We start from the raw sequence: 19,235 nt of genomic DNA, 5'->3' as shown, positions 1-19,235 counted from the left end.
AGAAGCGATCAAAATATTCTAGACAAATTAACTGAGATTATGCTAACTTAAGACAAGTTAATCCAGTATATTCTCTTAAATTACTAGAAACTCATGATACAGCCAGAGTTTCTAGCTGAATCGGATGAAGAATCTATCTAAGATAATGAGTGAGGTTGATAGTCAATGAAAATTATTGTCTGGGGTCTAGGTTATGTGGGCACAGTCATAGCCGGTTGTTTTGCCCAAATGGGTCATGAGGTTGTTGGCGTTGATAAGCTAGAGGCAAAACTCACAGCCCTGAATGAAGGTAAAAGCCCTATTAAAGAACCGGGTTTAGATGAACTGATCCAAGCTGGCGTGCGTCAGGGTAAAATTCGGGGGGTAAGTAACGGTATTCCTGAAGTCGCTAGTGCTGATATTTCCTTAATTTGTGTTGGGACTCCTAGCGCACCAGATGGTAGTACAGGACTCCAATATGTGCGCGGTGTTGCTGCAGAAATCGGTGATGGACTGCGCGAAACCTCTCGGTATCACGTTGTCATGATGCGGAGTACCATTTTCCCAGGGACAACCCGCAAGGTGGTCTTGCCGATATTAGAACGCCACTCCCAAAAAACTTGCGGTGAAGACTTTGGTTTAGTGATGAATCCTGAATTTTTACGGGAATCCACTGCAATCAATGATTTCTTTGATCCCCCTTATACTGTTGTGGGAGAGTTTGATCCTAAATCAGGAGACATTGCCACTCAACTTTATGCGGGAATTCCTGGTGAAGTGTATCGGACAGCAATTGAAACTGCGGAACTGCTCAAGCAAACGAATAATGCCTTCCATGCCTTGAAAGTTGGTTTTGCCAACGAGATTAGTCGTTTAAGTGACCGCTTGGGCATTAATGGCGATCAACTGATGCAAATGGTTTGCGCCGATACGAAACTCAATATTTCTTCTGCTTATTTGCGTCCAGGCTTTGCGTTTGGTGGGTCTTGCTTACCGAAAGATCTGCGCTCAATTACGTTTCATGGTCAGCAGTTAGGGGAAAATTTACCGATTTTACAGTCGATTTTACCCAGTAATGAACGTCAAGTTCGCGCTGCTGCTCTCAAAGTCTATGATTTAAATGTCAGGAAAATTGCTGTTCTCGGATTAAGTTTTAAACCCAATACCGATGATTTACGGGAAAGTCCTGTCCTCAAACTGATTGACGATCTCTGGCGCGATCATAGGGATATCCAAGTTTTTGATCCCGATGTACAACCCGAAAAACTGGTTGGGGCGAATCGAGAATATTTAGAGCGTCAACTTCCCCAAATTGAGAAAATTAATCGTCCCAGTCTGGAGGCAGCATTAGCGGGGGTAGAAGCGGTGATCGTCTCCCATAATCGCCCTGAGTTTAAAGCAGCGATGCAAGCCCTTCCGAAGCAGATTGCGATCATTAATTTAGCCTCTCCACAAGAGTCTTACTATCCCATGGGCAGTGTCGTTTCTTGTGAAACCGATCAAAACGTTAAACAGCTACAAAAAACTTAGATTGAGGTTTGGGAAGATTGGTGCTGAAAGAGATATGCTAAAACCATCTCCAATGCAGGTTTTCTGGGGGAAATTGATTGTTTTCTCCCTTGCCCTACTATTCTTATTGACGCTCTATGGGCTGCGCCATGAGGTTCACGATTTAAACACAATCACGTTGAACGATTTCGTGGTCTTGGGGGCAATTGGGTTGTGGCGATGGTCATGGCTGATCTTTCATGCCTTACGCTCTGTCGCCTATCGCATCTGGGTTTTTCCCCGTTGGCGTCGGAAAGCCCGTCACATTCCAATAGCCACTTTACCTCGGTTTGCCATTGTGATTCCCACCTATAAGGAAAAACCTTGGATTACAGACCGCGTTTTCCGAGCGATTGCCAGAGAAGCCCAAACCTTGAATTCTCCTCTGACACTGGTTCCTGTCACAACAGCAGAAGAAAACCGCGCGATCGCGCAAATCTTAACAGAAGAAGATCCGAGCCGAAACACCGTGAAACTACTGAATGTTTCTGATCCGGCTCAAGGCAAACGTGGTGCATTAGTTGCTGGTTTAGAAGCCTTACATGAATCCGGTTTTCCTGCTGACGGTATTGTTGCCTTAATGGATGGAGACTCCGAGTTAATGCCTGGCAGTATCCGTAACTCTTTACCCTTTTTCCGACTTTTTCCAAAACTGGGGGGATTAACCACGAATGAGATGCCCGAAGTCCATGGCTCTTATCTCTTTTCCGAATGGTTACACCTGCGCTTTTCTCAACGCCACCATTATATGTGTTCTCATGCCTTATCGAATAAGGTGCTGTGTCTAACTGGACGTTGCTCCTTCTTTCGAGCCGAAGCTGCTCTCGATCCGACATTTCGAGGCTTACTTGCCAGAGACTTTCTCAATGATTGGCTGTGGGGACAGTTTCGCTTCTTATCGGGAGATGATAAAACCACTTGGTATTGGTTGCTGCGAGAAGGCTATGACATGATTTATCTGCCTGATGTCATGGTTTATACCATTGAAACCATTTCCGGGTCTCTAATGAGTCGAGCGTATCAAAATATCAGGCGCTGGTCTGGAAATACACTTCGCAATGGCACTCGGGCTTTAGCCTTGGGTCCCCATCGCACTGGTTTCTTGACTTGGCTGTGTGTTCTCGATCAAGGGATCAATATGTGGACAACCCTGATCAGTCCAGGTCTGCTGGTGATTTCTTTGCTCTTAGGGAACTGGATCATTGCTAGCATAATCGCCTGTTGGTTAGTGTTAACCCGTTGCTTATATCTCTTGATGGTGTTTTGGGGACGACCTTCTCTTCTCAAGTTAGTCCACTTACCAATTATGTTGTTTACTCAATGGTGGACTGCTTTAATTAAAATCTTTACTCGCATGAATCTTTCCCAACAAAAATGGACAAATCGCCATGGGAATAACAAAGGTGGGAAGAATCAGTTGAGTTGGGGACAACAAGTGCAAAAAAAATCATCCCAGTTTTTGCTTTACACTCAAATGTGTAGTTTTATGATCTTTTTGTGTTGGCAGTGGGGCATGATTGAAATTGGTCAAGATCTACCGAGTTGGTGGAAAACTCGTCAACTAACAGCCCAACCCATACCGACAACAGTGGTGCAAGCCATTGATTATGGCATTATTCCCAATGATGGCAAAGATGATGCCAAAGCTTTACAAACTTTAATGAATAATCTCCCTGCAACTGGGCTTGTTGAAGTTCGTTTACCCCTCGGTGAAATTGAGTTATTTCAGCCTTTAGAAGTTCACCGTAGCCAGACTTTAATCATTGGTGAGGGAAGACAAGGAACAATTTTACGGTCTTTTTTGAAACCGCCAGTCTCTGCTGTTTTGAAAGTCCAGCCCCAGCCTCCTCAAAACAGTTTAGCTGACATCGAACTCCGAGATTTCACCATTGAAGCAGCCAACCCTGATCTCAATCAATTAGCAAGCAGTATTCACATTGAGCAGTTGCAAGGAGGGGCGCTGAGAAACTTATCCTTGCAAGTGGGACAAAATAAGGCTCTGACTCTCGTGGAAACCCATAAGATTCGTCTTGAATATATCAATCATTGACGCTCTCCCGTTAAATCGGAGATTTTAACGGGAGATTCTTGGTTCTAACCTGTAAACTAGGTTCACAGGACGAGTTCGCTTGCTCCAATTGTTCGGAAACAACTGAAGTAGAGGCGAGTCTCTCCCCAAGCGTTGAGTCTGGCTCGAAGCCAGCCGTTCCTGTGCGCCCCACAGTACGGAGTCCTTCTCTCAGTATGTTAATGGCTGCGTTTTCATCTCTATCTAGAATCGTCCTACACTGACAAGCATGGGTTCTGGTAGATAGAGACTTCTTCACAATTCGACCACAGTTAGAGCATTCTTGACTTGTATATTGAGGAGGAACAGCAACAGCTACCTTCCCGAACTGATTTGCAAAATACTCTAACCAGACTCGAAACTGATACCAACCAACATCTGAGATTGACTTAGCTAAACAGTGGTTCTTAACCAGATTAGACACTTTTAAGTTTTCATAGGCAATCAGGTCGTTAGACCTTACTACGCAACGTGCGAGTCTCTGTTAAACTCAGCAGGGAAGTCGCCCTCCCTACTGGTCTTCAGAACGAAGCATGAAAGTTTCCCTTCACTTCGCTCCTCTCTAAGACAACCTATTGTCATTAGGCACATCCTTCATAACTACCATCATTACGAGATTTTACATCATGGCAATGTCGATGGAGAAGTTGTTTATTTCTTAGGGTATTTTTACCCTTTTTACTACGAGGCGTTATATGGTCAACCTCCCACAAATCTCCATCTTGGAAGTGTAGTCCGCAAATTGCACACTTTCCTTTTTGGGTTTTAAGAAGTTTTGCAACTTCAACCTTTACGTCAGGGTATGAACCCATTCTGGAACTCCAATAACGCCAGTCCCCATTGAACGGTGAAGCATCTCCTTTCACTTTCACATAATTTTGGGTGAGGTGTCCAGCTATGCTTTATTAGGTAGAGTCCATCTGTTGATGAGAAGACCCATTTATCTTTCCTACTTTTGACAGCTTGTCTCCAGTATTTATTAGTAACCCATTCCCAGTTCTTATTAGGATGACGGCGTTTTGCCCATCGACGAAGTTTTAGACCACTATCTTGTTATCTAAGTCTTTGAAGGTTTCAAAACTACAGCAGGCTGAGTAATAATTAGACCATCCCTTGATGATAGAATTTAATTCTTGGATTAAATTTATCTGATTCGATGCTTGATGACGGTCGATGGTATCAGCCAGTTTTTGATAATGTAGCTTCACCTTTTCGTCCGAGGGCTTGATTATTGTCATCAAATTCGATTTTTTCTTGCCATGCTGATGTTTTCCTACCTCATACTGTCGAATTGTGAACCCCAAGAAGTCGAAACCCACTTTATCATCTTCTACAGTTTTGGCGGTATGGCAAATGCGTGTCTTCGATGGTTTCAATTCACAACCAATTTTAGAGAGGAAATCCTCAATTATTACTTTACATTCCTCCACAATTTCCCGATTCCAGTGCATTAACACGAAATCATCTGCATATCTTACAAAGTCAAGGGTTCTTAATTTGTCCCGTTTACCTTTTATTCCAACCCTTTCTGGGGGTTGATTGACAATGTATTCCCTGACTATGGTTTCTAACCCATGAAGGGCTATATTTGCTAATAACGGAGAAATGACCCCGCCTTGTGGAGTACCCTCTTTTGTGGGAAATAATGACCCACCATCAACGATTCCTGCTTTTAGCCACGCTCTAATCTGTCGAGCGAAGGTCGGAGATGTATTCAATTTTTGTAGTAAGTAATCATGGTTGATACGGTCGAAACATTTGGATATATCTGCATCTAGGACGTATTTGTCCTTAGTTCTTAATCCATTCCATATTGCTTCTATGGCATCGTGACAAGCTCGTCCTTTTCTGAATCCATAAGAGTTAGGTTCAAACTTTGCTTCCCATTCTGGTTCTAATGCCAGTTTTAGTACAGCTTGCTTAGCCCGTTCATAAAGAGTCGGTATTCCTAACCCGCGTTTAGAGCCATCGGATTTTGGTATCCATACTCTTCGAGCAGGCTTTGATTTATTTGCAAATTGAAGTGAACCAGCCAAGGTCAACCTTTCGGGAGGAGTTAACGATTTAACCCCGTCCACACCAGCCGTTCTTTTTCCTTGGTTGTCCTGCGATACGGTTCTCACTGCGAACAGCTTTGCGTAAAAGGACTTTGACAACAATCTTTGGAGTTTACGAACCTTTTTGACATCACCACGTTGGGACGCTTGATAGATGCGCTTTTGGAGCTTAAAAACTTTGACTTCAACTTTCTTCCAATTGATATTCCGCCACAACCACGTCGGGTCATCCATTCGGAAGGTCAAGAAAGAAAGCCAAAACCATCGTCTATATTTAGTAACTAGCCCAGAGGACTGTCTCATAACTTATTAACTCTACTTAGTACCCCTATCTTTTGTCTTACAGTGAGTTCGTCAGCATATCCCTCCTTTTATAGAGGGCGTTCGCTTCTAACTCAATCCCACCCTTCGGTATCCTGACAGATGACCCAGATTTTGCGCCTTTGGTTTGGCTACTCAGTCTATCGACCTTGACTGAGAGATATCCGAGGGGTTAACTCGTTCCCTATTTCCTTTGATTGTGACCTTAGACCCTTACTATCCACCGACGGTATTTTGATGCGCGATTTAAGAATACGAATGCTTAAATCCAACCGTCTTCACCTTTTGTGTCCTGAGTGTCAACTCCTTTCTCAGGGTAAGGATTACGATGGTTCAAGCGTAAGTTCGTCTCCTAGCCATAGTCACGTTCTAGCAGGAGGTCGTCAAGCGAGTTCAGACTTATCCCACATTTAACTACCCTGCTTTATCTTCACGTAACCAACGTTTTGATAAGGGTAGCGATGTCATCCCGCACACTGGGATGATTGGACTTGGCAAATGAGCCTCACCAATAAGGAGATAGAGTTCAGACGGACTCCAAGGGGAGTTTTCGTCTGGGATGGCTCGAAAAGAGGTTTGAGACCCCTGCGACTTCACCACCCAACGAGTCGCACTCGTATGTTCTTTACGCTGCCTACTTATTCTTAAATGTGCTTTTCCTAACTTCTGTCTAGCTTTTTGCGATTAGATGAACCTTTCTGTTTCTTAGAAAGGCGACGTTGAAGGTGTTTTAACTTCTGTTCACCTTCCCTAAAGAAACGAGGATTGGGTTCTTTATGTCCATTAGAGTCGGTGTAAAATGACTCTAAACCAACATCTAAGCCAATGGTTTTCTTAGTGGGTTCTAATTGTTCTTTAACTTCTTTATTGATTAAGAATTGGCAGTAATATCCATCAGCACGACGAACTAAACGGACTCGTTTAATTTCATCAGGGTGATAGAAATGGAGGTCTATAGTCCCAACTAACTTAACTCGACCAATTCCTTTTTGTCGGTGAAAGTAATATGCTTTCGGGTGTTTAAGTCCAGTTTCCAACCGCAGGTTTTATATTCAACGCTTCGGTTGTTTTTCTGAAACTGGGGATACCCTTTTTTTACCTTTGATTCCCTTTTTACAGTTATCGTAAAACCGACTAATTGCAGACCAAGCTCGTTCAGCAGCCGATTGTCGAGCCATCGAGTTTAATTCTTTCGCCCAAGAAAACTCTTCTGCTAATTGTTTGCAGAGTTTGTTCAAAGCATATTTGTTAACGCCTTGATTATCCATCCAGTAACGAAGGCATTTATTTCGGATGAACTGAGTCGTCCGAATTGCTTCATCAATGGCTTGGTATTGAGTTTTTTTGGCTTTGACCTTAAACTCTAAAACAAACATTTTATGCTGAACTTGCTGGTTAAATTTGTTCTAACACAAAGATTTAAGAGTGTCCTGTCGGACTTCTGTTTGAGGCGTGACGATTCATCCCCCATTAACACTGACGGTCTAATGGGGGATGAATCGTCACATTCAGATAAAAAACCTCTCCCAGAAAGAGAGAGGAAAATGAGACACTTTTGAGAGCATTAACCGAGGGCTTCTGCACCTGCGACAACCTCTAAAATCTCTTGGGTAATCGCAGCTTGACGTGCTTTGTTGTAAGATAACGTCAAGGTTTTAATGAGGTCGGTTGCGTTGTCGCTGGCGTTATTCATTGCTGTCATCCGTGAGGCTAACTCACTGGCTGCAGATTCTTGCAGGGCTCGTAATAACTGGTTGTTGAGATACAAGGGCAAAAGTGCATCTAGAATTTGCACTGGATCTTGCTCGAATAGCATATCCCGAGGATAAGTTTGAGTTCGAGTGTCACTCTCAACTTTTTCTCGTTCTACGTCGAAGTCTCCCCCTCTGGTGGTTAAACGGAAAATTTCATCATCAGAAACTTCCAACCCTTGAGGATCTAAAGGAAGTAAGGTTTGAATCACAGGGCGGGAACTAATTAAAGACACAAATTTGGTATAGATTAATTCCACCCGATCCACGGTTTCCGATAAGAACAGAGAAAGCAGTTCATCTGCAATATCCGAGGCTTCTTCTGCCGTTGGAATTTGTTCTAAATTGGTGTAATTGGCTTCAACTGGGGCTTGACGACGGGTGAAAAACTGGGTTGCTTTACTCCCCACTAAAATATATTTGTAATCAATGCCCTCTGCTTCTAATTCTTCGGCTCGTTGACGTGCTCGCTTAATCACGTTGGCGTTGTATGCCCCACACAAACCGCGATCGCCCGATACAACGAGTAAACCAACGGATTTTACTTCACGGTTATCCAGTAAGGGAAGGTCAACATCTTCAAAGCGGAGACGGCTTTGCAGGTTATAGAGAACTTGTGCTAGACGGTCAGCAAAGGGACGAGTTGAACTCACTTGTTCTTGCGCCCGTCTCACTTTGGCTGCTGCAACGAGGCGCATCGCTTCAGTAATTTTACGAGTATTTTTAACTGAATCAATCCGATCGCGAATTTCTTTTAAGTTTGCCATGATCTTTAGTTATAATTCTCGATTTTTAGTTGGCATGGGTCAGTTATCAGTTACCAGTTACCAGTTACCAGTTACCAGTTACCAGTTACCAGTTACCAGTTATCAGTGACCAGTTACCAGTTATCAGTTACCAGTTACCAGTTACCAGTTATCAGTGACCAGTTACCAGTTATCAGTTACCAGTTACCAGTTACCAGTTACCAGTTACCCAGTTCAATACACTTGGTTTTAATGAAACAGCTACTGTTAATTATTCGTTACTGATCACTAAAAACGAATTACGGGTCACTGATTACTGATCACTGGTCACTGACGGGTCACTGACTCAAACAACTACATGGAGGCTTTGAAGGTCTCTTTGTATTCAGAAATGGCTTCTTTGAGCAGGTTTTCTGCTTTTTCTACCAGTTTCTTCTCAGAGCGAACGGTTTCTTCAAATTCAGGCTTGTTGTTGGTGACGTATTCCCGCAGTCCTTGAACAAAGTCAGGGACTTTTTCTGTCGGGAGATCATCAAGATAGCCATTAATTCCAGAGTAAACCACTGCAATTTGTTCCGTTACGGATAAGGGAGAATTCTGAGGCTGTTTGAGCATCTCCCGTAAGCGTTGACCTCGCGCCAATTGTTTCTGAGTGGCTTGGTCTAAGTCAGACGCAAACTGAGCAAAGGCTTCGAGTTCAGCAAACTGCGCTAATTCCAGCTTCAGTTTACCAGCAACTTGTTTCATTGCTTTGATTTGTGCGGATGATCCCACACGAGAAACGGAAATCCCGACATTAATGGCTGGACGGAAACCAGAGTTGAACAAGTCTGAAGACAAGAAGATTTGTCCGTCGGTAATGGAAATCACATTGGTGGGAATGTATGCGGAAACGTCACCCGCTTGGGTTTCAATAATGGGGAGTGCAGTCATGCTTCCTTCCCCTAACTCCTCATTGAGTTTTGCAGCCCGTTCTAATAAGCGAGAGTGGAGATAGAAAACATCTCCAGGATAGGCTTCCCGACCTGGAGGACGACGGAGGAGGAGAGACAGTTGACGGTAGGCTTGGGCTTGCTTGGTTAAGTCATCATAGATTACCAAGGTTGCTTTACCTTGATACATAAAGTGTTCCGCGATCGCTGCACCCGCATAAGGCGCGAGATATTGTAATGTCGCAGGATCACTGGCGTTTGCAGCCACAATCACGGTGTAATCTAATGCACCCCGTTCTTCTAATGTTCCAGCGACTTGAGCAACGGTAGAAGCCTTTTGTCCGATCGCGACATAGACACAGACAACATCTTCACTTTTCTGGTTAATAATGGTGTCAATGGCAACTGCGGTTTTACCCGTTTGACGGTCACCAATAATTAACTCCCGTTGTCCACGACCAATGGGAATCATACTGTCAATAGCAGTAATCCCCGTTTGCATTGGCTCATAAACGGATTTCCGTTCAATAATCCCAGGCGCACCCGCTTCGAGTAAACGAGTGGAATCGGTTTGAATTTCGCCTTTCCCATCAATCGGGCGAGCTAAAGAGTCAACGATGCGACCTTTTAACGCTTCACCCACAGGAATCGAAGCAATTTTACCTGTAGCTTTCACGGAACTGCCTTCTTGAATTCCGCGACCACTTCCCATTAATACCGCACCAACGTTATCTTCTTCTAAGTTGAGGGCGATACCAATTGTACCATCATCAAATTCAACCAACTCCCCAGCCATGACTTTATCTAAGCCATAAATCCGGGCAATCCCGTCACCGACTTGCAGAACCGTTCCCACATTGGAAACCTGAACGCTTTGGTCGTAGCTTTCAATCTGTTGGCGAATAATGCTGCTAATTTCGTCTGGCTTGATGCTAACCATTGTTAATTATTCCTTATTCTGTCATCAATTTTTTTGTTATGAAGCTGCCGTTTCGAGGCTTAAACCAATGCGACGCAGTTGTCCTCTCAGACTAGCATCGAGAACTTGCGAACCCACTTTAATCACGACTCCACCAATTAAGTTGGGGTCGAGGGTGGTTTCAATTTCCACGTCATTGGCGTTGGTCATGGCTTTGACCTTTTCTGTCACGCGATCGCGCTGTTCTTGGGTCAACTCCGTTACCGAAGTCACTTCCGCGAGAACCGTAGAGGTGCGTTCCCGAACCAAAGCCAAAAACTGCTCTAAAATCCCCGTTAAGAACGCCGTCCGTTTCTTATCAATCACCAACTGCAAGAAATTCACCATATAATGATGTAATCCCTCGCCAGTAATCTGACGTAAAACGGATTTTTTATCTTCGATTTTAATCACAGGACTCGCCAGAAACTGTTGTAATTCCTCTGACTCTTTTAACACTGAGACTAACTCTTTTGCATCATTCCCAAAACGTTCCACCAAGTTTTGAGAATCTGCCAAAGACATCAACGCCTCAGCATAAGGCTCAACAATTTCGGCACTCATCAAAGTATTTTCTCTCATCTCCCACCTCCTAATTGAGCTAGGGAGCGGTCAATTAACTTCGTTTGCGCCGATTGATCCAATTGATTGGTTAGTTCAGACTCAACTTTTTCTAAAGCTAAACGAGCAATATATTGTTTAATCTCCGCAACAGCGCGTTCTCGTTCTGCATCTAAATCTTGAACCGCAGCCTCTTTGATCCGCTCCACTTCTCTAGCATTTTCCGCTAGAATGCGCTCTTTTGCTTTTTGTGCACTTTCTTGGGCTGATTTACGGATATTCTCCACTTCTTTTTGGGCTTCAGCAAGTTTGCGTTCCGCTTCTTTTAAGTCTGCGGTTGCTTTTTGCGCTCGTTTTTCCGCTTCGGTAATATCTTCCTCAATTTGAGACCGACGGGCGGAGAGATTGCTTCCCAAAAATTTACGACCAAAGAAAAATAAAACTGCGATAATAATCGCTAAGTTAATAATATTGGTCTCAAGAATATCAAAATTCAGTCCAAAGCCTTCCTCTGCAGCTTCGGTTGCTTCTGCGAGGAAGTAAGAAAACATCCCCATCATCGCCATTTATCCTTTAATTTACAAAAATCACGTCTGTTTGTTTATAGTAAGTGTGAAACTAGCGTTTAACCAGATCAGCACCCACTAATTTTTCCAAAATTTGCCGAGAGAGGGTATCCACTTGGGATTCTAGGGACTGGAGAGCCTCTTGTTTTTGGGCTGTAATTTCAGCAGTTGCTTTTTCCCGTTGGGCTTGCACCTCTTGTTGGGCTTGAGCAATATTTTTCGCTGCTTGTTCTTGCGCCTCAGCTTGGGCTTGGGCAATAATCTCTTGAGACTCACGACGAACATCTTTTAATTGTTCATCAAATTTTTGAGCGAGTTCTTCTGATTTTTTCGCATTTTCCTTGGCTTCATTCAAGTTTTTGCGAATATACTCAGCACGCTCATCTAAGACGCGAGTCAAAGGCTTGTAGAACAAGACATTTAAGAGGGCGACCAAAACCAAGAATTGAACCGCCATCAAAGGTAAGGTCAAGTCAAAATCAAACAGTCCCCCTTCCTTTGTGGTTTCCACCGCTTCGGCTGCCAATAAAATCGTCCAGTTTGTCATTGTTAGGTGGTGATTGTCGTTTACGCCAACATCAAGTTGTGGGATGAGGATGGGACGCTCCCACCCTCGGAATGATTCAAATTTACGCGAAGGGGTTAGCAAACAATAATACGAGTGCTACAACCAGACCATAAATGGTTAACGCTTCCATAAACGCTAAAGACAGGAGTAATGTCCCGCGAATTTTACCTTCTGCTTCAGGTTGACGAGCAATTCCTTCTAAAGCCTGACCAGAAGCATTACCTTGTCCTAAGCCAGGACCAATTGCAGCTAAACCAACAGCGAGAGCAGCAGCGATAACGGAAGCAGCAGCAGTTAAAGAATCCATAGTTTTTTTCCTCGTTAATTTATTTTGATCTGAATTTGATTGGAAAGTGAACAATCCGTAAAAACGGATACTAACAGCATGGTCATTAAATGGCACTTTAAGCAAGTGTTTGAGAACCCAATTGCTTATTCTTCTTCCCCATGTTCGAGAGACTCACCAATGTAAGCTCCCGCCAGCGTGGCAAAAATTAAAGCCTGAATGGCACTGGTAAACAGTCCCAACGCCATCACGGGCAAAGGAACAAATAAGGGCACCAGTAAGACTAGTACAGCAACGACCAACTCATCAGCAAGAATATTACCAAAAAGTCGGAAACTAAGCGAGAGAGGCTTGGTAAAGTCTTCCAAAATGTTAATGGGTAACAGAATTGGCGTGGGTTCGATGTACTTTTTAAAGTAGCCGAGTCCCCGTTTACTAATCCCCGCATAGAAGTAGGCAAGGGAGGTTAATAACGCGAGGGCGACCGTTGTATTGATATCGTTGGTGGGGGCTGCTAATTCGCTACTTGGAATTTCAATCACTTTCCAAGGCACAAGCGCCCCTGACCAGTTGGAAACAAAGATAAATAAAAACAATGTTCCGACAAACGGCACCCATGGGCGATATTCTTTCTCACCAATTTGGGTTTTGGCAATGTCCCGAACAAAATCTAGAGCATATTCTAGAAAATTCTGGATGCCACTGGGCACTCGCTCTAAGTTACGAGTCCCTAGAAAACTGGCAATTAACAACAGGGCAATTACAACCCAAGAGGTTAGAAAAACCTGTCCGTGAACGGTGTAATTCCCAATTTCCCAATAAAAGTGCTCCCCAACTTCTAGTTCAGCAAGGGGGAAAGCAGGGATGACGTTTAAACCGTCTAGCAAGGTCATGGAGCAAATTTCCCCGTAATCGAACATTAAATGGTTACGCTCGTGCTGAGTTTATTCCCGTTGGGGGAACAGGGTCGTTTGCACGACGTAAATCACAATGGCTGCTTTATACGTCATAAACCCCAAAAAGACGGGGAGGATGGCAAGGCGTTGCAGTTGACTGGCAAGAACAATCACTGCCACAAAAATGGCAAGGCGACCACTGCCAAACCCCATACGTCCTTGTTGCACTCCTAAGCCTTCAATATCCCGCGCCAAGCGCCGAAAGTAAAGGAGTCCCGCTAATGCTCCCAATAAGTAATTGAGAGCGGTTTGACCTGAGTAGGCAACCCAGACAGAAACAAAAATCACTCCCGTAATCACCAACATGACCAAGTACAGGTTGCGTTGGAGTTGATAATACTCTGTCATTCCGCGATCAGAGGGTTGATTCTCTGAGGCGGAGTCTGGAGTCGGGGTTTCAGTTGTCTCTGGGGGTGACGACTGTGTACTCACGGTAATTTTTCCTTGGTTCGGGTCGAGATTGATGACGTGACTTAAACGAGCCACGAGAAATCATATCACGGTGCAGTAACAATTCTTTAATCTTTTTGGAATTTCGTGGGATCGATTTTGAGGACGGCAATGAGCTATCTTCGATGGGCGCGATCGCGCTCGATTTCAATTCTGGCTATTCTTCGCTAATTTCCTGAAAAGATTGCTGCTTTTCTCTAGTTCAGTCCCTTCTCTTAATTCTCACTTGCAGAGGCTGACTCCCTCGGCGATCAACCGATCAAGTTGAAAGCAAGTTTCCTCATTTTCTGCTTCTCTCATAGAGAGAGAAGACTTGAGCCTCATCCCTCAAAGTCAACAAATGGTGACTCATTTCAGTTAAGCGTTTGTAGCTCTTATCATGTTTCGATTCTTTTGTCAACTCAAATGACTTTTGCTTTACGTTTCTTTACATTGAGAAAGTCTTTTCCGTTTTGCTGTGTCAAGGGTGAAAATACGGAGTTAACTACGAAGTTACAGGGTTTGGAGTGGCTATTTTTATTTTTGGCACTACTTCCCATTATCTAAGAAGATAGTATCATGAAAAAAGTTAATGAGCAAGTCCACATCCCTGAAATTTCCGTTTTTCGTTCTTTGTTAAGGTCTGTAATATAAATAACTCTCATCTTTTAGTACAGGAAGTTTGTTTTTGTTAATCTCATGCTGGGGTAGGAGATGTTATTTCTTTTGTTTTTTAAGCCACTGTGTAGCACTAGATGATCGAAATGTTATTAGTTATTTGACATTTGTTGAGTAATTTCTATGGTTTCAAGGCTGACGGTACAGATGCGCTGAATGAGATCAATAGCGGTTTCTTTATGGTTGGAAAAGCGATAGGTGTTAAAGTGCTGCGCGATCGTTTTGTCGCGAGGTTTCTTTTCTTTGTATTGATCTAGAATCCAATGAACTACGCGCAAGCCGACTTACGTCTGAGCTTGCGGTTTCTGACGTTTCTTTGCTCCAACTTTTCCCATGCTTCCGCAATCGACAGAGGTTGGCAACTCCACGTCTGACGAGGACAGTTCCTGCCCCCTCGCCCACTCAAGCATGACTTGAGCAGCGTTAATGTCTCTATCTTCTTGATGATCGCAATGCTGGCAATGATGAACCCGATCACTTAAGGTCTTCTTGGTGATTTCCCAACACTTTGCACATCTTTGAGTGGGTTTAAGTGTCCGAGTCGGGGCTTCGCTATAAATCCCACCCGCTTCCTCAACCTTATACTTGAGATTGTCCTTGGTCATCCCAATAGCCACATCAAGCATTGACCGATTAAGCCCTGTTTTTTGACGTTTACCTTTGGCTTTAGCCTTGCGGGTCATCCCTTTTAGATTAAGTTGCTCTGTCGCCACCAAGCTATTACTGCTAACGATTTGTGAGGCGACCTGATGTGACCAATCATGACGCTGATTGGCAACTTTTCTTTTAACCTTACTGATTTGTTTCTGGTACTTTTTCCAACGACGAGAAGCCTTAACTTTACGCTTTTCGGGACGGCGTTTGCGCCTCAGCTTTTTATTTAGTCGGTTCTCTTTAGTTTTTGCTCTAGTTTGAAACTTCGGTGCTTCGATGAAATCTCCGTTAGACCCCGCTATAGCAGACTTGCATCCGAAATCTAGCCCGATTGCACCTGTCCCAGTCTCTCTAACGGGTTCGCATTTGACAGTGATGCTTGCATACCAGTTTTGACCATCCCAAACAATTGTACAAGTGGTAGGTTTCCCCCAAGTTCGGGCTTGTCCACGCATCCGAATCTTTAAGCCCAAATCTTTAAGTTCGAGATAGCCGTGTTTTCCTTCTGTATGTGCTTTCCATCCTGAACGACAAGGGTATGTCCACCCACGATATTTCCGTTTGGCTTTGAATTTAGGATACTTAGCTAAGCCTTTGAAAAAGCGTTGAAATGCAAAATCAACCCGTTTTAAGGTAGCTTGGAGGCTATGGCTTCCAAACTCTTTATATTCGGGTAATTCTTCCTTAAACGCGGGAAGACTATTTTGTTGGTCAAAGTAACTCACCGAGTTTCCAAACCTTTGATATTGCACCTTTCGGTTTGAAAGAGCAGCATTGTATAAGTCGCAGTGGGCTTTCCTCGCGTAGTGGAGTTTACTAACTGCTGACTTGTTGGGATAAAGTCTGAAGGTAATTCGGCGTGTTGTTACCATAACCCGTTTCTGTTAGACTTAGTTTAGTATAGCCTACAAAAAGCCTACATGACAACTAGAGATAAATTTATTAAAATCCGCTTATCAGAAGAAGAGCAAGACAAACTAAAGAGATTTGCTGAAAGCAAAGGGTGGACTCAGGCGCAAGCAGTAAGAGATTGGATAAGAAGACTACCTCAAAAATAGGGATATCTCAACGCACTTGAACCTTTTGATATCCGCGCTATCGGTGAGTGCCTGTCGCTTGGACGCAGCGACGCAGGAGCGAAGCGACGAGGAAGTGAGGATTTCCCCAAGCGTTTATACGGCACGTTCCCTAATCCGCTTCGCGCTCGATTAGGGACTGTCGCGCTCTCGTTCAATCGCAGAACGGTTTCCTAAGCGATATTCCCAGACTTGTTCGGGGATACTGTCTAGAGTGGTGATGCTATCGAGGATAATTTTATTGTTAGTTTTATCGGCTTTGAGTTTAACTTTGGGTTGGTGTTGATTGTCGGGTAAAGGAAGATCAATACGTTGGAGTGGATAAGGATTGATGGTTTCGTAGTTGAGATGTAATGCCATCAGTTTCTCTCCCCATTTCACCCATTGGGAAAAGTTGTCGTAGAAGGGAAGGCGAGGGAAGTCTCGTTTCAGGTTAAGTTCATATTTTTCTCGATAGTTAGGGTTATTTAAAACCGCATAGGTGTAATGGAAAATATCATCTTTACTGATGTTGGTGTTGTTGTAATGATTTTGAAATTGCTTTAGTCCCCAGTCGGTGATGTTATCAATTGGGTTTCCTTCTTGGTCATAACGATAACGAGGGAGACATTGAGAGTCCCCTGTACAATGTAAATCAATAATAGATTGACTTGCTAAACAATGAAAAGGTTTAGAACTACCGCTTGCATTGATAGCAATGTAAAGATTTTTAGTGTCATTAGATTTGAAAATATTCAACCATTGATAGACTCTCCCATTGAAGTGTCTATCCAGATACAAATTACTTTTGATATACGGACGATATAGAGATTTTACGATTTGCTGATCAGAGAAAGATTTTTGTATTCCTCTTTCTAGATACTTTCTTAAATCAGCATCCCATTTGATCATCTCTCTATCTGGATAGTCTTTATCATTCAAGGTTGCTTGATAAACATCGACAAAGAAACGTATCTTTTCCTCTAACTGTTCTCGGCTAAAATCATAAACCCATTCATCGCGTTGGGTTGCTATTCCTCTGGAAAATAGCTGAAAGATGGCTTGGTCAGATTTTCCTGCTTTAACGGCTTTATCCGCAACTGGAATCAGATCATCAAAATCGTTATCAGCAACATTAATCCATTGATGTTTCTGGTTTGGTTGGAGATGTTGAAATGAGAAATCTCTAAACTGATGTTGGGCTAAATAATTAATTTTGTTCTCTCTTAACTCATGGATGTGAAAGGGATGAGAATAAAAAATTTGACACTTGTCTTGGCTGTGCTGAGTTTTCACTAAAAAGCCAATAACAATTCCAGTCATTGCGCTAACGCCAAAGATAGTATGTTTTTCGGAAATATAGATTCCATCTCGCCCTGAAATTGCTCTAACATTCCCACCTAAGTCAATGAAGTAAGCAAAATCAAATTCTTGTTCGATACATTTTCTAAAGCCATCAAATGCAACTGCATCCAGCAAGGATGAGTTAGTGATAAATGTAATAACGCCATTAGTTCCTAATCGATCACTCGCCCAACGATAGAAACGAACATACATATCATAAAGCAAGTTTTTATTCTGTGCTTTTCCTTGTTTGAAATAAGTTTCTCGGATGCGCTGATCAATTCCCTTATAACTCCGATTGGGATTATTCTGACTGTAGTTTTCTTGTTTGGCGTTGTAAGGAGGATTGCCAATAATAACCGAAATCTTGCGTTCGTTTTGTCGTTTAATGCGTTCGGTATTTTCAACGGTTAACGCAAACAAATCATATTGCTTTCCTTGATAAATGGTATTGTCTAAGGTATCCACAAAACAGATATTGTTAAACTCTTCGTATTCGCCCATCTTCTGGGCATAAGTATATTCAATATTGAGGTGAGCAATATAGTAAGGAAGAATAGCAACTTCGTTACAGTGAATCTCTTGTTGATATTTCTGTTTGAGTTTGTCTTTGGGGAGATATTCGATTAATTCAGTGATAAATGTTCCGGTTCCTGTTGCAGGATCTAAAATTTCAACATTCGGATCAGCCAGCAATTTATGAAAATGTTTGTGAATTAGATAGTCTGTACTTTCGATCATAAAACGAACAATCTCGTTGGGTGTGTAAACAATTCCCAGACGATCTGCTGCTTTGGGGTTATAGGCTTTATAGAAGTTTTCGTAAACTGCTTTCAGAAATTTCTGCTTTTCGTGATGATTGTAAATACTTGCAGCCGTGCGACGAATAACACCATAATAGCGTTCGATTGTGGTTAAAGTATCCTTGCGAACTTTCCCCTTAAAAAAGGTATTGACAACATTTTGTAATTCCCGAGCAATATTATTTTCGCGGTGAAACTGCGACTCTTGAAAGATATTGATAAAAATATCTTCGGTGAGGATGTGTTGAATAATCATTTCTCGCACATCTTCAGGTGTAATTGCTGGGTTAATGGACTCTTGACAAATAGTCAGAAACTGGTTTCTCGCTTCCTGAAATGCCTTGTTTTTTTCGGCTTCTTCTGTAATACTATTCCGTAGTGTTTCTAAGATAGTGGGGATGTCTTCTTGGAAGTGCGCGATCGCGCTGCGAAAGTCTTCAACTTCAGGACGAACATAATTAATTAATCGGTTTAAAATTTCATCGAGTGCGTCAGCATCCTGCATCGACACCCGCATTGTTTCTTCCCCAGCTTGAAATAAAACCGCCGTCTGGGAATCTTCAAATAAAATATTATCGTTGGGATACCCTTTAGCAAACTTCTCTTCAATTTCTCGATCTAAATAATCTTGTTGATCTTTGCTTTCCCAATAGCCCCAAGCCAACCGTAGCGCATCTTTAATTGTGCCATCAGGATAGACAATTTTTCCAGATGTTGTGGGATAATCTAATTCTGGAATTAAAAGAAAGTCACGGGCTTTACAATATTCATTTAAGAGCTTTTGAAAGGCGGTACGAATGGAAGTTTCTTTGCGCGATCCACCGTACTGAATAATTTTTTCGAGTTCAGAATGATATTGAGAAATTAACCACCGCGACATAATTATTTGTTAGTAATCTTTCGTTGATGAAAAGCAGAGGAAAGGGAAGGAACTTCCCTCCCTGAACTTACAACACTAGAAGTCGTTTGATTTAA

At 42.8% G+C, this 19,235-nt stretch carries 16 protein-coding genes and 2 pseudogenes; 3 read left to right on the top strand and 15 right to left on the bottom strand.

Annotated features, from left to right (window positions below):
* Positions 1 to 165: 165 nt before the first annotated feature.
* Both PCC7418_RS02180 and PCC7418_RS02175 read left to right on the top strand, forming a co-directional pair.
* Positions 166 to 1,509 (top strand): nucleotide sugar dehydrogenase, encoded by a 1,344-nt coding sequence (locus PCC7418_RS02180; protein ID WP_015224536.1) that lies wholly within the window; start codon positions 166 to 168, stop codon positions 1,507 to 1,509.
* Between the two features lie 157 nt (positions 1,510 to 1,666).
* A complete protein-coding gene (locus tag PCC7418_RS02175) occupies positions 1,667 to 3,577 on the top strand; it encodes a glycosyltransferase (protein ID WP_171814878.1) in 1,911 nt (636 codons plus the stop codon).
* A gap of 10 nt (positions 3,578 to 3,587) precedes the next feature.
* Here PCC7418_RS02175 and PCC7418_RS02170 read toward each other — a convergent pair.
* The 14 genes and pseudogenes from PCC7418_RS02170 to PCC7418_RS02110 form a co-directional block, all read right to left on the bottom strand.
* Positions 3,588 to 4,076, bottom strand: a pseudogene (locus tag PCC7418_RS02170) (RNA-guided endonuclease InsQ/TnpB family protein); the annotation flags it as partial.
* 100 nt (positions 4,077 to 4,176) lie between these two features.
* Positions 4,177 to 4,407: an HNH endonuclease gene (locus tag PCC7418_RS20820; protein WP_235620788.1), complete on the bottom strand. Its 231-nt coding sequence runs from the start codon at positions 4,405 to 4,407 to the stop codon at positions 4,177 to 4,179.
* Between the two features lie 225 nt (positions 4,408 to 4,632).
* Complete coding sequence (ltrA, locus tag PCC7418_RS02165) at positions 4,633 to 5,886, bottom strand: group II intron reverse transcriptase/maturase (RefSeq protein ID WP_235620730.1); 1,254 nt, start codon at positions 5,884 to 5,886, stop codon at positions 4,633 to 4,635.
* A gap of 708 nt (positions 5,887 to 6,594) precedes the next feature.
* Positions 6,595 to 7,349: pseudogene (locus PCC7418_RS19215) on the bottom strand (RNA-guided endonuclease InsQ/TnpB family protein); the annotation flags it as partial.
* A 188-nt stretch (positions 7,350 to 7,537) separates the two neighbouring features.
* Complete coding sequence (locus PCC7418_RS02155) at positions 7,538 to 8,491, bottom strand: F0F1 ATP synthase subunit gamma (RefSeq protein WP_015224534.1); 954 nt, start codon at positions 8,489 to 8,491, stop codon at positions 7,538 to 7,540.
* Between the two features lie 333 nt (positions 8,492 to 8,824).
* Entirely contained in the window at positions 8,825 to 10,342 is a 1,518-nt protein-coding gene (atpA, locus tag PCC7418_RS02150) for a F0F1 ATP synthase subunit alpha (RefSeq protein WP_015224533.1), read from the bottom strand.
* Between the two features lie 36 nt (positions 10,343 to 10,378).
* Positions 10,379 to 10,942 (bottom strand): ATP synthase F1 subunit delta, encoded by a 564-nt coding sequence (atpH, locus tag PCC7418_RS02145; protein WP_015224532.1) that lies wholly within the window; start codon positions 10,940 to 10,942, stop codon positions 10,379 to 10,381.
* Positions 10,939 to 11,481 (bottom strand): F0F1 ATP synthase subunit B, encoded by a 543-nt coding sequence (locus tag PCC7418_RS02140; protein ID WP_015224531.1) that lies wholly within the window; start codon positions 11,479 to 11,481, stop codon positions 10,939 to 10,941. The genes atpH and PCC7418_RS02140 overlap by 4 nt, the downstream gene beginning before the upstream one ends.
* Positions 11,482 to 11,539: 58 nt before the next feature.
* Positions 11,540 to 12,034 (bottom strand): F0F1 ATP synthase subunit B', encoded by a 495-nt coding sequence (locus tag PCC7418_RS02135; protein ID WP_015224530.1) that lies wholly within the window; start codon positions 12,032 to 12,034, stop codon positions 11,540 to 11,542.
* Positions 12,035 to 12,116: 82 nt separating this feature from the next.
* Positions 12,117 to 12,362, bottom strand: a complete 246-nt coding sequence (gene atpE, locus PCC7418_RS02130) for an ATP synthase F0 subunit C (RefSeq protein ID WP_015224529.1) — start codon at positions 12,360 to 12,362, stop codon at positions 12,117 to 12,119.
* 125 nt (positions 12,363 to 12,487) lie between these two features.
* Positions 12,488 to 13,234 carry a F0F1 ATP synthase subunit A gene (gene atpB, locus PCC7418_RS02125; protein WP_015224528.1) on the bottom strand — a complete coding sequence of 249 codons (747 nt, stop codon included), beginning with the start codon at positions 13,232 to 13,234 and terminating at the stop codon, positions 12,488 to 12,490.
* A gap of 51 nt (positions 13,235 to 13,285) precedes the next feature.
* On the bottom strand, positions 13,286 to 13,729 hold the full coding sequence (locus PCC7418_RS02120; protein ID WP_396275429.1) for an ATP synthase subunit I: 444 nt from the start codon (positions 13,727 to 13,729) through the stop codon (positions 13,286 to 13,288).
* Between the two features lie 767 nt (positions 13,730 to 14,496).
* The gene (locus PCC7418_RS02115) at positions 14,497 to 14,682 is read right to left on the bottom strand and encodes a hypothetical protein (RefSeq protein ID WP_041596120.1); all 186 of its coding nucleotides are present in this window, start codon (positions 14,680 to 14,682) and stop codon (positions 14,497 to 14,499) included.
* A gap of 6 nt (positions 14,683 to 14,688) precedes the next feature.
* Entirely contained in the window at positions 14,689 to 15,930 is a 1,242-nt protein-coding gene (locus PCC7418_RS02110) for an RNA-guided endonuclease TnpB family protein (protein ID WP_041596119.1), read from the bottom strand.
* Between the two features lie 48 nt (positions 15,931 to 15,978).
* On the opposite strand from PCC7418_RS02110, the gene PCC7418_RS20700 reads away from it, so the two are divergent.
* On the top strand, positions 15,979 to 16,116 hold the full coding sequence (locus PCC7418_RS20700) for a DNA-binding protein (protein ID WP_150107017.1): 138 nt from the start codon (positions 15,979 to 15,981) through the stop codon (positions 16,114 to 16,116).
* Between the two features lie 150 nt (positions 16,117 to 16,266).
* Here the strand turns inward: PCC7418_RS20700 and PCC7418_RS02105 are convergent, their stop codons facing one another.
* Positions 16,267 to 19,140 (bottom strand): type ISP restriction/modification enzyme, encoded by a 2,874-nt coding sequence (locus tag PCC7418_RS02105; RefSeq protein WP_015224526.1) that lies wholly within the window; start codon positions 19,138 to 19,140, stop codon positions 16,267 to 16,269.
* Positions 19,141 to 19,235: the final 95 nt, after the last annotated feature.

Origin of the sequence: Halothece sp. PCC 7418 (assembly GCF_000317635.1) — a bacterium.
Classification (GTDB): Bacteria; Cyanobacteriota; Cyanobacteriia; order Cyanobacteriales; family Rubidibacteraceae; genus Halothece.
Note: the sequence above shows the minus strand (reverse complement) of the source record. Positions and strands in the feature narration are given on the sequence as shown.

What these genes read in the sequence shown, in the direction of transcription:
- PCC7418_RS02180 (WP_015224536.1), top strand. Translation starts at nt 166, where the DNA reads ATGAAAATTATTGTCTGGGGTCTAGGTTATGTGGGCACAGTCATAGCC.
- PCC7418_RS20820 (WP_235620788.1), bottom strand. Translation starts at nt 4,407, where the DNA reads ATGGGTTCATACCCTGACGTAAAGGTTGAAGTTGCAAAACTTCTTAAA.
- ltrA (WP_235620730.1), bottom strand. Translation starts at nt 5,886, where the DNA reads ATGGATGACCCGACGTGGTTGTGGCGGAATATCAATTGGAAGAAAGTT.
- PCC7418_RS02155 (WP_015224534.1), bottom strand. Translation starts at nt 8,491, where the DNA reads ATGGCAAACTTAAAAGAAATTCGCGATCGGATTGATTCAGTTAAAAAT.
- atpA (WP_015224533.1), bottom strand. Translation starts at nt 10,342, where the DNA reads ATGGTTAGCATCAAGCCAGACGAAATTAGCAGCATTATTCGCCAACAG.
- atpH (WP_015224532.1), bottom strand. Translation starts at nt 10,942, where the DNA reads ATGAGAGAAAATACTTTGATGAGTGCCGAAATTGTTGAGCCTTATGCT.
- PCC7418_RS02140 (WP_015224531.1), bottom strand. Translation starts at nt 11,481, where the DNA reads ATGATGGGGATGTTTTCTTACTTCCTCGCAGAAGCAACCGAAGCTGCA.
- PCC7418_RS02135 (WP_015224530.1), bottom strand. Translation starts at nt 12,034, where the DNA reads ATGACAAACTGGACGATTTTATTGGCAGCCGAAGCGGTGGAAACCACA.
- atpE (WP_015224529.1), bottom strand. Translation starts at nt 12,362, where the DNA reads ATGGATTCTTTAACTGCTGCTGCTTCCGTTATCGCTGCTGCTCTCGCT.
- atpB (WP_015224528.1), bottom strand. Translation starts at nt 13,234, where the DNA reads ATGACCTTGCTAGACGGTTTAAACGTCATCCCTGCTTTCCCCCTTGCT.
- PCC7418_RS02110 (WP_041596119.1), bottom strand. Translation starts at nt 15,930, where the DNA reads ATGGTAACAACACGCCGAATTACCTTCAGACTTTATCCCAACAAGTCA.
- PCC7418_RS20700 (WP_150107017.1), top strand. Translation starts at nt 15,979, where the DNA reads ATGACAACTAGAGATAAATTTATTAAAATCCGCTTATCAGAAGAAGAG.
- PCC7418_RS02105 (WP_015224526.1), bottom strand. Translation starts at nt 19,140, where the DNA reads ATGTCGCGGTGGTTAATTTCTCAATATCATTCTGAACTCGAAAAAATT.